The organism is Thioalkalivibrio versutus, from assembly GCF_001020955.1.
Taxonomy (GTDB): Bacteria; Pseudomonadota; Gammaproteobacteria; order Ectothiorhodospirales; family Ectothiorhodospiraceae; genus Thioalkalivibrio; species Thioalkalivibrio versutus.
Genome location: NZ_CP011367.1, coordinates 1801775 through 1815720, shown reverse-complemented (window position 1 = coordinate 1815720; position 13946 = coordinate 1801775). Strand labels below are relative to the sequence as shown.

General features: G+C 65.3%; 9 protein-coding genes and 1 pseudogene. 2 read left to right on the top strand and 8 right to left on the bottom strand.

The annotated features are described in order from the left end of the window. Positions 1-45: 45 nt before the first annotated feature. Positions 46-627, bottom strand: a complete 582-nt coding sequence (locus TVD_RS08400; protein WP_018145408.1) for a superoxide dismutase — start codon at positions 625-627, stop codon at positions 46-48. Between the two features lie 161 nt (positions 628-788). Between TVD_RS08400 and TVD_RS08395 the strand changes: the two genes are divergently transcribed. Together TVD_RS08395 and TVD_RS08390 are read left to right on the top strand one after the other, a co-directional pair. Next, positions 789-2297 carry an SLC13 family permease gene (locus tag TVD_RS08395; RefSeq protein ID WP_047251350.1) on the top strand — a complete coding sequence of 503 codons (1509 nt, stop codon included), beginning with the start codon at positions 789-791 and terminating at the stop codon, positions 2295-2297. Positions 2298-2458: 161 nt separating this feature from the next. Then, a pseudogene (locus TVD_RS08390) lies at positions 2459-4369 on the top strand (methyl-accepting chemotaxis protein). A 658-nt stretch (positions 4370-5027) separates the two neighbouring features. Here the strand turns inward: TVD_RS08390 and TVD_RS08385 are convergent. From TVD_RS08385 to TVD_RS08355, 7 genes are all read right to left on the bottom strand, one after another. Continuing rightward, positions 5028-5861, bottom strand: a complete 834-nt coding sequence (locus TVD_RS08385) for an amidohydrolase family protein (protein WP_047251349.1) — start codon at positions 5859-5861, stop codon at positions 5028-5030. Between the two features lie 29 nt (positions 5862-5890). Continuing rightward, positions 5891-6328 carry a glutathione S-transferase N-terminal domain-containing protein gene (locus TVD_RS08380; RefSeq protein ID WP_018145412.1) on the bottom strand — a complete coding sequence of 146 codons (438 nt, stop codon included), beginning with the start codon at positions 6326-6328 and terminating at the stop codon, positions 5891-5893. 722 nt (positions 6329-7050) lie between these two features. Continuing rightward, positions 7051-7656 (bottom strand): DsrE family protein, encoded by a 606-nt coding sequence (locus TVD_RS08375; protein ID WP_047251348.1) that lies wholly within the window; start codon positions 7654-7656, stop codon positions 7051-7053. Positions 7657-7755: 99 nt separating this feature from the next. Next, entirely contained in the window at positions 7756-8478 is a 723-nt protein-coding gene (gene phoU, locus TVD_RS08370; RefSeq protein ID WP_018145414.1) for a phosphate signaling complex protein PhoU, read from the bottom strand. A gap of 286 nt (positions 8479-8764) precedes the next feature. Then, a complete protein-coding gene (gene pstB, locus TVD_RS08365; RefSeq protein ID WP_019568776.1) occupies positions 8765-9595 on the bottom strand; it encodes a phosphate ABC transporter ATP-binding protein PstB in 831 nt (276 codons plus the stop codon). A gap of 201 nt (positions 9596-9796) precedes the next feature. After that, a complete protein-coding gene (gene pstA, locus TVD_RS08360; RefSeq protein ID WP_047251347.1) occupies positions 9797-11464 on the bottom strand; it encodes a phosphate ABC transporter permease PstA in 1668 nt (555 codons plus the stop codon). A 27-nt stretch (positions 11465-11491) separates the two neighbouring features. Then, on the bottom strand, positions 11492-13762 hold the full coding sequence (locus TVD_RS08355) for an ABC transporter permease subunit (RefSeq protein ID WP_047251346.1): 2271 nt from the start codon (positions 13760-13762) through the stop codon (positions 11492-11494). Positions 13763-13946: the final 184 nt, after the last annotated feature.

Genomic DNA, 13946 nt, shown 5'->3' with positions numbered 1-13946 from the left:
CGCATCATGCGGCCAAAGGCGCCTAGTATATAAACCCTTTGGGGTTTACTTCATCTGCTGGGCAGCAAAGTCCCAGTTGACCACGGCCCAGAAGTTCTCGAGGTACTTCGGGCGCGCGTTGCGATAGTCGATGTAGTAGGCGTGCTCCCAGACATCGCAGGTCAGCAGCGGGGTCTTGCCGTCGCGCAGCGGGTTGGCGGCGTTGGAGGTGTTGACGATCTCCACCGAGCCATCACTGTTCTGCACCAGCCAGGTCCAGCCGGAACCGAAGTTGCCGACGGCGGATTCGTTGAACTTCTCCTTGAAGGCATCGAACGAACCGAAGGCGCTGTTGATCGCGTCCGCGAGCTTGCCGGAAGGTTCGCCGCCGGCGTTCGGGGCCATGCAGTTGAAGTAGAAGGTGTGGTTCCAGACCTGGGCGCCGTTGTTGAAGATGCCGCCGGCCGGGGCCTTCTTGATGATGTCTTCCAGCGAGGCATTTTCGAACTCGGAACCCGGCAACAGGCCGTTCAGCTTGGTCACGTAGGTCGCGTGGTGCTTGTCGTGATGGTATTCCAGCGTCTCGGCGGAGATGTGCGGCTCCAGCGCGTTCTTGGCGTAGGGCAGATCGGGCAGTTCGTAGGCCATGAAAGACTCCTTGTACGGTGTCGTGAGAAACTGAGGCGGCGGCGCACCCGAACCGGGAGCGACGCATAACGGGTCAACGATAGTCACGTTGCCCGGGCGATGCAATTTCCGATGACACCGGTTGGTTTTCACTCCGGCGGATTTCCCACAAGACGAGGCGCATGGCGGATACCGACGAGACGGGGCAGGAAGGCGAAGCGGCGGTGGCGAAGGGCTCGACGGTGGACTGGCGCGCCCGGATCGGCCTGATGCTGGGCCCGGCGATCTTTGTGCTGTTCCTGCTGGTGCCGGCGCCGACGGGGTTCGATCCGGCGGCTTGGTGGGTGCTGGGGCTGACGCTGTTCATGGCGACCTGGTGGATCAGCGAGGCGTTGCCGCTGCCGGTCACGGCGCTGCTGCCGATCGCGATCCTCCCGGTCCTCGACATTACCTCGATGGAGAACGCGACCGCGCCCTACGCGAACCCGATCATCTTCCTGTTCATGGGTGGCTTTGCGATCGCCTTGGCGGTGCAGCGCTGGGATTTGCACCGGCGCATGGCGCTGGCGATCGTGGCCCGTTCCGGGAATCGTCTGCACGCCCTGGTCGGGGCCTTCATGCTGGCCACGGCCGGGTTGTCCATGTGGGTCAGCAATACCGCGACCGCGGCGCTGATGCTGCCGATCGCACTGTCGGTGCTGGGCCTGATTGAACGTGGTGCATCGCCACAGGGTCCGGGGGCGAGTGCGGAGTCGCGGCGCCCGGCCCTGGCGTTGTTGCTGGGGATCGCCTTTGCCGCAAACATCGGGGGCATGGCGACCATTATCGGCTCGCCGCCGAACGCCCTGACCGCGGCCTATCTCGGGGATCGCCACGGGATGGAGATCGGGTTTCTGGAGTGGATGACCCTGGGCCTGCCGCTGGCGGCGATCCTCCTGGTCCTCGCGTGGTGGCTGCTGACGCGCTGGGTGTTCCCGGTGCACCGGGTCGAACTGAACGGCCTGCGCGCCCTGCTGGACGAGCAGCGCGCCACGGTCGGGCGCTGGTCGACCGCAGAGAAGCGCGTGGCGGCGGTGTTCTTGCTGGTCGCGCTCGCCTGGCTGACACGACCGCTGCTGGAGGGGTGGCTGCCCATCTCGCTGACCGATGCGGGCATTGCGATCCTGGGCGCCGGCTTGTTGTTCCTGATCCCCTCGGGTTCCATGGAGCAGCGCAGGTTGTTGGCCTGGGACAACACCCGCGAACTGCCCTGGGGCGTGCTGCTGCTGGTCGGAGGCGGCCTGAGCCTGGGGGCGGCCATCGAGTCCAGTGGTCTGGCGGAGCTGGCGGCCGATGCCCTGGTGATCGCGCAGACCTGGCCGCTGATCCTGATCATGGCCGGGGTGGTGTTGCTGACCATGACGCTGAGCCACGTAACCAGCAATACGGCCACGGCCGCGACGCTGCTACCCCTGGTCACCGCGTTTGCGCTGAGCATGGACGTGCCGGTCCTGATGCTGGCACTCCCCGTCGCCTTTGCCGCTTCCGTGGCCTTCATGCTACCGGTGGCGACCCCGCCGAATGCCATCGTGTTCGCCAGCAACCGCCTGCAGGTGCTGGACATGGTGCGGGGCGGGGCACTGCTTTCCGTGGTGGCGCTGGTGCTGATCAGCCTGGCGGTCTACGTCTTCGCCGAGGCCCTGCTGGTGTAGCCGCGGCGCGGATTCGTTCTGTGAGTGCCGTGTCCCCGACGTTCTTGTGGGGATGAAAAGCCTTCCATGCTCAAGTTCTAGGATTCGCCGCCGCTAGGGAGGACGAACGGCCCATTATTTTGCGAGCTGGCGCTGACCGGCAGACCGAAGGACGCACCGACATGTTCAACAATATTCGAATTGGCGTACGGCTCATGGTGGGCATCATCGGCGTGGTGGTCCTCGCCGTGGTGCTGACCCTGGTCGTGGTGATGAATGCCCTGGGTACGATGGCGGACAGGGCGGAGCAGCGGGAGCTGAACGACTTGGCTGGCCAGTTGCTGGATCGGCTGGACCAGGAGTCGGCGCGCGCGACCGCGATGGCGGAGACCGTGGCCCGCATCCCGGATGTGCAGGAGGCCATGGCCAATGGGGATCGCGATCGGTTGGCCGCACTGACGGTGCCGAGCTTCGAGTCCCTGAGCGCCGATTACGGCGTGCGCCAGTATCAGTTCCACACGCCGCCGGCGACCTCCTTCCTGCGCGTGCATCGCCCGGATCGTTATGGCGATGACCTGTCCGGTTTTCGCCAGACGGTCGTCGACACCAACGACCGCCGCGCCCCGATCTCGGGCCTGGAAGAGGGCGTGGCCGGCCTGGGTATCCGCGGCGTGGTCCCCATCGCTCACAACGGAGAGCACGTGGGTTCGGTGGAGTTCGGGCTGTCCTTCGGCGACCCCTTCTTCGAGCAGTTCACCGAGGAACTGGGTGCACCGGTCGCGCTCTACCTGCGCGATGAGGGACGGTTCAACCGCTTTGGCGGGACCATCGAAGGCGAAGCGACCTTCAATGCGGCCGAGATGCGCGAAGTGCTCCAGGGCGAGCGCCTGGTGCGCAACGTGACCTACCAGGGCGAGCCGATGGCGGTGATCGCCCGGCCGGTGCGTGATTTCTCCGGCGATGCGGTGGGTGTGCTGGAACTGATGGTGGACCGCAGCGCCTACGTGACCATGACCCGCAACGCCACCGGCACGGTGGTCATGGTCGGCGTGATTGCGGTGGTTCTGGGCGTGCTGCTGGCCTGGTTCCTGACCCGCAGCATCGTGCGCCCGCTGTGCCAGACGGTGGAGCGTCTGGACGACATCGCCAGTGGCGAGGGTGACCTGACGCGTCAGCTGGAGGTGTCCGGCCGGAACGAGCTGGGCGATCTGGCGGTGGTGTTCAACCGCTTTGTCGAGAAGATTCGCGTGTTGATTCAGCAAGTGGCGGCGGGTTCCGATCAGGTCGCTGCCGCGTCCAACGAGCTGTCCGCGACCAGCGAGGAGACCAACGAGCAGGTGCGCCGCCAGAAGGCGGAGACCGACCAGGTCGCCACCGCGATGAACGAGATGACCGCCACCGTGCAGTAAGTCGCCCGCAATGCCGCGGATGCGGCGGCGGCCGCCCAGGCCACGGACCAGGACGCCGTGGCCGGTCAGCAGGTGGTGCAGAAGACGGTCACCGCGATCAACGGCCTGTCCAGGCAGGTCGACAATGCGGCCGAGGTCGTCACCCGCCTGTCGCAGGATGCCGAGCAGATCAACAAGGTCCTCGAGGTGATCGGCGATATTGCCGACCAGACCAACCTGCTGGCGCTGAATGCCGCGATCGAGGCGGCCCGCGCTGGCGAGCAGGGCCGCGGCTTCGCCGTGGTGGCCGACGAGGTGCGTACCCTGGCCAGCCGGACGCAGGATTCGACGCACGAGATCCAGCAGATGATCGAGCGGGTCCAGAGCGGTACGCGCGAGGCGGTGCAGGCGATGGAAGATGGGCGTTCCAAGGCCCACGAGAGTGTCGAGCAGGTGAACCTCGCCGGCGAATCGCTGAACGCGATTACCCAGTCGGTGACCCGCATCAGCGACATGAACACGCAGATCGCCAGCGCCGCCGAGGAGCAGTCCACCGTGGCCGAGGAGATCAACCGCAACGTGGCCAACATCACCGAGGTGCTGGACCAGACCGCGGCGGGCTCCGAGCAGATCCGCAATGCCTCGGAGGAGCTGTCCAAGCTCGCCTCCCAGCAGCAGGAGCGCGTGGGTCAGTTCAAGGTCTGATACTCGACCCGATGGTATCGAGCCCGCCTCCCTGTTCGGGGAGCGCGGGCTTTTTCATGCGTGTGGGGAAAAGGGCAGACGAGGAAGCCAGGTCAAGGGCGATCCTGATTAGCACCGAGCGTCAGCCAGGCTCAAGGCCCGTGCGGGCCCGGGTCTCCAGGCGCCTCCTACATCGTCCTCCCGGAAACCGCGCAGCGGTTATCCGGGATCTCCACGGTATGAGTGACCCGTACGTTGGGGCTAGAACGGCGTGTGGAGTTCCCGGCTCTGCGCTGCGCTACGGCCGGGATGACGACGACTGGCATCACAATCAGGGTGAGCTCCGCCCGGGATGACAGGGCAGGGGTAAGCGCCCCGGGAGGGTGACACTCCCAGGAAGGCCTGGATCAAAGTGGCCCGGGGAGGGCCATGCACCTCCCCAAATGGGCCCCGCCACTGGCTGACGATCGTTGCTAATCAGGAGGGCGATTGGACCACGGAGGACACAGAGGACTGGGGGAAGGGCTGGGAAGGATCAGGTCGGATGATGGCCGTGCGACGTCAGACCACAGTTCGATCGTGATCCTTCGTCACTGTCCTTGCCGTTATCTGTGACCTCTGTGGTTCAGGGCTTTTGCCCGTCTTCGTGCCTTGTGGCCTTCGTGGTGACTAAAGGCCCTTACTGAGCGGGAAAGAGGCGTTCGCCGTTTTCGAAGGCAATGGCGCGGGCGACGTTGTCGGGCAGCTGGTCGAGCCAGGCGCGGGTCTCGTCTTTCAGGTGGGTGTACTGTTCCCAGCGCGTGGTGGTGAAGGTGTCCACGCCGATCATGAAGCGATCCGGATGGGTGAGGAACAGCTCGAACCAGTCGTCGTCGATCTGACCACCGGGGTTGATGCGCGGGTTGCGCATGGACAGGTCCATGTTCATGCGCGGGTGGCGCTCGAGGTAGTCCTGCACCAGGGGCGGGTAGGCGTAGCTGCCGGCGTGGGCCCAGAGGATGCGCACCTCGGGGTGGGTGGCGTAGGCATGATCGATCACGGCCGGGTCGCCGTGGATCATGATGGTCAGATCGCGGGCGACGGCCAGGTCCAGCAACTGTTCGAAGCCGGGTCCGAAGCGGTCGTCTGCCAGGATGTGAAACTCGCCCAGCCCGCGCCAGGCCACGTCGGATTCGTCCAGCATGTCGGCAATGCGGGCGCCCAGGTCCTCGACGTGCATCCAGTCCATCTTCTTGCCCAGGCGGTGGGAGACTTCCAGAAACGGCACGATGCGGGTATCCGAGCCCGCTTGCAGGCGACGAATCAAGCCGCCTTCGGTCGACATGACGATGGCGCTGCGCACGTCATTGGAGGCCAGGGTGCGGCCCACGTCGCTGATGCCAAAGATTTCGGCCACCGCCGGGCGATAGTGCAGGTGGGCATCGAAGATCGGCGGCTCGGCGCTGGCGACCGTGAAGGGCAGGGCCAGCCCGAGCGTGGCGCCGAGCAGGGAACGGTGGAGGCGATGGTGCATGGACAGACCCTTCGGAAGCCAATTCGACATCAGGAACGCGGCGGACTGTTGGGCGCAGGGGTCGGATCGGTCGTCTGTGCCGGATCGAAGCGCTCGCGCAGGTAGCGGATGATGGCATCGGATTCGTATAGCCAGCGCACCGAGCCGTCTTCTTCCTCGATTCGCAGGCAGGGCACCTGCAGGCGGCCGCCCTCGTTCTGCAGTTCCTCGCGCCAGGGGCCGGTGGCCTGGGCGTTGCGCAGTTCGATATCCAGCGACAGGCGCTGCATCGCGCGGCGGGCCTTGATGCAGAACGGGCACGCCGGGAAGTGATACAGGGCAAGGCGTTGCGTCTGTTCGTCGATTCGGGCTTGGTCGGCCGGGTCCCGTTCGATGCCGCGTGGGCGCGAGACGCGCTCACCGATCAGCATGAACGGGGTCAGAATCAGGCGGACGCCACGGAAGAAGGTGCGAATCAGGAATCTCATGGCGAAAGGATGCCACAGGAGCCCGACACCGTTACAGCATCTCGAGCGATGGAGGCGTTAGTTCCACCCTCAAACCCAAGAGCGCTCCTGATTAGCAACGATCGTCAGCCAGTGGCGGGACCCATTTGGGGACGTGCATGGCCCACCCCGGGCCACTTTGATCCAGGCCTTCCTGGGAGTGTCACCCTCCCGGGGCCCTTACCCCTGCCCTGTCATCCCGGGCGGAGCTCACCCTGATTGTGATCCCGGTCGTAGTGCCCCCTCCCCGTCATCCCGGCCGTAGCGCAGCGGAGAGCCGGGATCTCCTCACGCCGTTCCAGCCCCAACGTACGCGTCACTCATACCGTGGAGATCCCGGATAACCGCTGCGCGGTTTCCCGGATGACGATGTAGGAGGCGCCTGGAGACCCGGGCCCGCACGGGCCTTGAGCCTGGCGGACGCTCGTTGCTAATCAGGAGAGCGCTTTTCCACAAACCGCATGAAGGCACGAAGAAGGTCAAGGGCGGTCTTACCACGGCGTATACAGAGGGCGCGGCGTGAAGGGGTCCAAGGGTGCGCAGAAAAGGGTATTGGCGCACCGATCCGTGCTGCTCAGCCCGCATCAAAGCTCCGATCCCGTTAACCATCCTGCCGTTGTCGGTGTCCGGCCGTGACCTCCATGGTTACAGGCTCTCGACCGTCTTTGCGTCTTCGTGACGCGTATCTTTGTGAATCGGCAAGCTCAGGGGGTGCCGAAGTCGAACTCCCAAGGGTCTTCCGGGGGCGCGTCGAGTAGTGACGGGCGCAGGCGGATCACTTCGAAGCCCAGTTCGCGATAGTCATCGAGGCGGTCCGGGGCGCGGTCGGCGACCTCGACGAAGTCGGCAAATACCTCCGCGTCCAGGCCGCGCCAGCCGGCAAAGGTGCCGCAGACTGCCACGTTCACACCTTCTTCGCGGACCAGGGCCTCCACCTCGTCGTGCAGGCTGGGGTGCTGCGTCGCCTCGCGGCGCGTCAGGGTGAATTGTTCCGCACCGTGGGAGACGACGGCCACGGGGTAGTCGGGGTCGCGTTCGCGCAGGCGGGCGACACTGGCCCGAATCTCGGGAAGAAGCGCGGATAGCGCTGCGCGGTCGTTCTCGATGATCTCGAAGACCACGCCTTCGGGAAGCTTGTCGCGTTCCAGGAGTTCGAGGACGGCCGCGGAGGGTTCGCCCGGGGGCAGCGGGGCAGGGGAGGTCACGGGTCCCGCGTGCAGGCTGGGCATGGCCAGCATGACAATGAGGCCGCCCACGAACAGCCAGGCGGGAAGCGGAAATGGTCGAGGGCGTGAGCGGGTAATCCACATGGCCCCATTCAAGCGGGGATCGCCGAACCACGCAAACACCCGCGCACGGGGGCAGCAGAATCGGGGCTCCCGCGCGCGGGCAGAGTCGAGTCGCCGGGGTCAGTGGCGGTCCCCGGTGGCCTGCTCGGCCATTTGCTCGTAGCTGGTGTGGCGCACGTCCTTGCCCTTGACGAAATAGACGACGTATTCGCAGATGTTGCGCGCGCGGTCGCCGATACGTTCCAGGGAGCGGGTGGCCCAGACGATGTCCATCAGGCGCGGGACGGAGTCCGGGGCGGCGGTCATCTGCCGCATCAGTTTGTGGGTGACGGTTTCGTACAGGCTGTCGATCTGGATATCGAGCTGGGCGACGCGCACGGCCTGTTCCACGTCCATACGGGCGAAGGCATCCAGGGCCCCGCGGGTCATCTCGCGGACATGTTCGCCCATGCTGGCGATATCCGACATCGGGGCGCTGTTGCGGTCTTCATCCAGCAGGTGCAGGCCCATGCGGCCGACCCGCTCGGCCTCGTCGCCCATGCGTTCCAGGTCGGTGATGGTCTTGATGACCGCGATCACCAGCCGCAGGTCGGAGGCGGTCGGCTGGCGCCGGGCGAGGATGTGGGTGCACTCCTCGTCGATCTCGACCTCCTTGGCGTTGACCTCGTAGTCGGAGGTCATGACCTTCTCGGCGAGTTCGGCATCGCCCTCGACCATCGCGTGGACGGCATCGGCGAGCTGCTGCTCGACCAGGCCGCCCATGGCCATCACCTGCTTGATGATGTCTTCCAGCTCGGCGTTGAACTGCTGCGAGATGTGTTGTTTGAAGAAGCTCTTGTCCATGGTGTTTTCCTAGGGAGACACTGATGAATGTACGCGTCCGCGCTCGAGTCGGTTTTGCCCGCTGACAAGGCGCGGTGACTGCCGTGCAGTGACTCTGCACAAGGGAGCCGCAACGCTGGCAGCGGGCAAAAGCGGCCGAGCCCCGACCTCTAAGTGAGGACATACGGGGTTGTTGCCCCATTTCCAGAGTGTTGGTACCGGCAAGGGCCTTGTCGGCCTGTTTGTAGCGCTTGCTCTCGCACAAAATGGGGCACCAACGCGGAGGTGTGGATTCATCAGTGTCTCCCTAGCCGAAGCGGCCGGTGATGTAGTCCTCGGTCTGCTTCTTGGCAGGCGAGGTGAACAGGGTGTCGGTATCCGCGTATTCGATCAGCTCGCCCATGTACATGAAGGCGGTGTAGTCGGAGACGCGCGCGGCCTGCTGCATGTTGTGGGTGACGATGACCAGCGTGTAGTCCTTCTTCAGCTCGATCATCAACTCCTCGATCTTCAGCGTGGCCAGCGGATCCAGCGCCGAGCAGGGCTCGTCCAGCAGCAGGACTTCGGGGTCGATCGCGATGGCGCGGGCGATGACCAGGCGCTGCTGCTGGCCGCCGGACAGGCCGAAGGCGTTCTCGTGCAGGCGGTCTTTCACCTCATCCCACAGCGCGGCGCGCTTGAGCGACTTCTCCACCACCTCGTCCAGCTTGCGGCGGTTCTTCACGCCCTGCAGGCGCAGCCCGTAGGCCACGTTCTCGTAGATCGACTTGGGGAACGGGTTCGGCTTCTGGAACACCATGCCCACTCGGCGGCGCAACTCGGGGACATCCACGGACTTGTCGTTGATGTCCGCGCCGTCCAGGCGGATGGTGCCCTCGATGCGTACGGAATCGATCAGGTCGTTCATGCGGTTGAAACAGCGCAGGAACGTGGACTTGCCGCAACCGGACGGTCCGATGAACGCGGTGATGCGGTTCTTCGGGATGCGGATGTCGATGCCCTTGAGCGCCTGGTCCTCGCCGTAATAGAGCTTGAGGTCTTCCGCGGTGAGGCAGATGTCCTCGCGGTCGAGGCTCAGGCCGCGCGGTGCCTGGTTGTTCTGGGCCACGTTGACGGCGTGGGTCTGGGTGTCACTCATTTCGGGTACTCCATGGGGAATGGGGTTCGACGCATCCCGGCACCGCGAGGGGGCGGAAAAGCACCGTCATTGCGAGGCGCGCAGCGACGTGGCAATCGGTTTGGGTGCCTCCGGCGTGTGGGGTACCGGAAGCCGATTGCCATGGCCCCTGCGGGGCCTCGCAATGACGATGTATGCGAGAGACGTTGTGCATGTCGTATCTCAGTCACTGTCGGCGCGGTACTTCTCGCGCAGGTAGTTGCGGATCGAGATCGCGGTCAGGTTGAGCACGATGATCAGCATCACCAGGATCAGGGCGGTCGCGTAGACCAGCGGCCGGCCGGCCTCGACGTTCGGGCTCTGAAAGCCGACGTCGTAGATGTGGAAGCCCAGGTGCATGAAGGCGCGATCCAGGTGCAGGTACGGGAAGTTGCCGTCCACCGGCAGGCTGGGGGCCAGTTTGACCACCCCGACCAGCATCAGCGGGGCCACCTCGCCGGCCGCGCGCGCGACGGCCAGGATCAGCCCGGTCATCATCGCCGGCGCCGAAAGCGGCACGATCAGGCGCCACAGGGTCTCGGCCTTGGTCGCGCCCAGGGCCAGCGAGCCGTGGCGGATGCTGGCGCCGATGCGGGTCAGGCCTTCCTCGGTGGAGACGATTACCACCGGCAGGGTCAACAGCGCGAGCGTGAGCGAGGCCCAGATGATCGCCGGCGAGCCGAAGGTGGGCGAGGGCAGGGCGTCGCGGAAGAACATCTGGTCGATGTTGCCGCCGACCAGGTAGACGAAGAACCCGAGGCCGAATACACCGAACACGATGGAGGGGACGCCCGCGAGGTTGTTCACCGAGATGCGGATGATGCGCACCAGCGGGCCCTGCTTCGCGTACTCGCGCAGGTAGATCGCGGCCAGCACGCCGAACGGGGTTACGACGATCGACATGATCAGGACCATCAGCACGGTCCCGAAGATCGCCGGCAGGATGCCGCCTTCGGTGTTGGCCTCGCGCGGATAGCCGGTTATGAACTCCCAGAAGGTGTGCACGTAGTGCCCGAGCTTCTGCGGGATGCTCATGTCGTTCGGCCACCAGGCGTTCACGACATCCGCCAGTGCGATCACGGATTCGGCGCCGTCGGCGGTCTCCATCAGGATGGCGTAGCGGCGCAGTTCGTTGCGCAGCTCGTTACGCTCGTTTTCCAGCTCCGCGTACTGCTCCTCGAGTTCCGCGCGTTCGGCCTGCAGTTCGGCCTCGCGCTCGGCGCGCTCCTCGATCGACAGCTCGGTGGCACGCTCGATACCGCGCAGGGCAATGCGAATCTGCTCGATCTGGAAATTGATCGCGCCGATGTCCACGCGTTCGATGCGTTCGATCTGGCGGACCAGGCCGCGGGTCTCGGGGATAACCGCCTCGAAACGCACGCGGGCCTCGTTGCCGGTGGCCACGGCCTCGCCGTCGACGCGGAACTCGCGAACAAAGCCGTAGAAGTTGCCCCACTGCAGGCGTTCCAGCACCACCGCATCGCGAGGCATCTCGCGCTCGCCCATGAAGTCGTCCAGATACCAGCGGAAGTCTCGCGAGTCGAGGTCACGATTGCCGCGCTTGACCAGGTGCCGCACCACGATTTCCTGGCCTTCGGGCACGTCGAAGCCGGCGTCGCGCATGGCCTGGGCGGTCATTGTCTCGGAGCGCTGGAACTCGCCCATGACCTGGGTAGGCTCGCTTTGCTGCGCCGTCTGGTATTCGAACTGGGCCACGTTGGACGGCCAGAAGAACGACAGGCCGTTGACCGCAATCATCAGGATCAGCCCGAAGACCATCACCAGCGAGGTGGCCACCGCGCCCGCATTCAGCCAGATCCAGGGGGTGCCGGATTTGAACCATTTATTCATCGGATCGAGACCTGTCTGGAATGCGTTTTAAAGGGAGGCGTACTTGTTGCGCAGGCGCTGGCGCACGATCTCGGCGACCGTGTTCACGAAGAACGTGAGCGCGAACAGCACCAGTGCGGCGAGGAACAGGATGCGGAAGTGGCTGCCGCCGACCGCGGCCTCGGGCATCTCGACCGCGATGTTGGCGGAGAGCGTGCGCATGCCCTCGAAGATGTTGAAATTGACCACCGGCGAGTTCCCGGTCGCCATCAGCACGATCATGGTCTCGCCGACGGCGCGCCCGAAGCCGATCATGACGGCCGAGAAGATGCCGGGGCTGGCGGTCAGCAGGACGACGCGTACCACCGTCTGCCACGGGGTGGCCCCCAGCGCCAGCGAGCCCTGGGTCAGGTGCTTGGGCACGTTGAACACGGCATCCTCGGAAATCGAGTAGATGGTCGGGATCACCGCGAAGCCCATGGCGATGCCGATCACGAGGGCGTTGCGCTGGTCGTAGGTGATGCCGTTGTCGGTCAGCCACTGGCGCGCGTCGCCGCCGAACATCCAGATCTCGATCAGGGGGCTCAGCGTCACCGCGAACCAGCCCACCAGCAGGATCACCGGGATCAGGATTGCGGCCTCCCAGCCCGCCGGTATGAATGCGCGGACCTGCTCGGGGAGCACACGGGTCCAGACGAAGGCCATCAGCAGCATGGACAGCGGCAGCAGAATCAGGATGCTCGCGACGGCGGGCAGGTTCGCCTCGATGAACGGAGCCAGCCACAGCCCCGCGAGGAAGCCGAGGATGACCGTGGGCAGCGCCTCCATCAGCTCGATCGACGGCTTGGTGAGCGTGCGCATGCGCGCCGACATGAAGTAGGCGCTGTAGATCGCCCCCATGATCGCCAGCGGGGTGGCGAACAGCATGGCGTAGAAGGCGGCCTTGATGGTGCCGATGGTCAGGGGGATCAGCGAGAACTTGGGTTCGAACTCGTCGGTGGCCGAGGAGGACTGCCAGACGTAGTCGCCACCCGAGCGCCCCTCGTACCAGACCTTCTGCCACAGCACGTGGAAGGAGACCTCCGGATGACGGTTCTCCAGGCGCTGCAGGTGCCAGTTCTCGGCCTCGTCGATCGCGATCAGCAGGCGGTTGCGCGGGTCCACGTACACTCGATGCAGCGCCTGATCGGTAATCTGGCGTTCCACCAGGGTGCGCTGCGAGGTGGGGTAGTGGATCTTGATCTGGCCGGTTTCGTCGGCGGTCAGGAAGCCCTTGCGGATGTATTCGGGCTGGATGTTGGTGACCGGCCCGGCGTGCGCGGGGAATTCGCGCACGCGGGTGATGCGGTTCACGTTGTCGGCGTCGCGCACCAGCATGTACTGGGTGACCGATCCGTCCGATCCGCCCACGACGATCGACACCGTGCCCAGGAGGTATTCGAGCGAGGTGACTTCGGCCTCGTCTCCGCGAATGACGCGCTTGCTGTCTTCCAGGGTCGCGCTGGCCGGACGACGGATGTCGTAAGAGTGCAGGCGCCCCTGGTCGTCGCCCACGAGCATGATGCGGCCGGTGATGTCGAGGAGGATGCGGGTGGCCGTGCTGCCTTCCGGCAGGGCGGGCATGTCGTAGGCACTGCGGCGCACCTGGGTTTCGCCGGTCATCATCGAGGTGGTCTCCTCGAACTGGACCAGGCGGATGCGGCCGTCTTCCGTGGTGGCGGCGACACGAATGCCACTGGAACCGCGCTGGATCCCGACCACGCTGATGGCGGGGCCATCGCCGTCGATATCCAGCAGTGCGGAGTCTTCGTCACCCAGCGGGTAGACCACGCGTGGGTCATATTCGCGGCCCTCGGGGGTGAAGCGCTCGTTGTATTCGTACTCGATGGCGAGGACCTGCCCGTTGTCGAGGCCAAGCGCCACCAGGCGGGTGCGCGGCTCGGCCGCGGTGAAACTGGTGACCCGGACGTCATCGGGAATCGGCAAGGTCTGTTCGCGCACGATTTCGCCGGTATTCGGGCGGAAGAACACGGCACGCCGGTCGTCGGTGATGCGCACGGCCATTTCGCGGTGGCGATTCACCGCCAGGTGCACGGTGCGGGTATCGGCGCCGCCGGGGGCGTCGTACTCGGTCAGGGGGTCGAGCTTGGCGCCCTGGAACATCGGCAGGGTTTCGCTCAGGAGGTAGACGAACATGAGGGTGAGGGCACCGACCACGGCGATCCCGAAAAACCCGATCATGTAGCGCGCGGAGCGATCCTTGGTGCGGCGCCAGCGCTGGAAACCGGCGAGACGCGGGGCGATGGTGGCGGTGGACATGAAGTTCCCCTGAGAGCCGCCGCGAAGGGCGTGCAAAACCATTGGATGTCGGGGCGTGATGCTACGGCCGCTATGTGACAGGGACGTGACATCCATGTGACGGCTGGTTGACCGGTGGGCGAGGAAGGCCTGCGCGCAACACACAAAAAAGGCCGGAACCCTTGGGTCCCGGCCTTTGCACCCA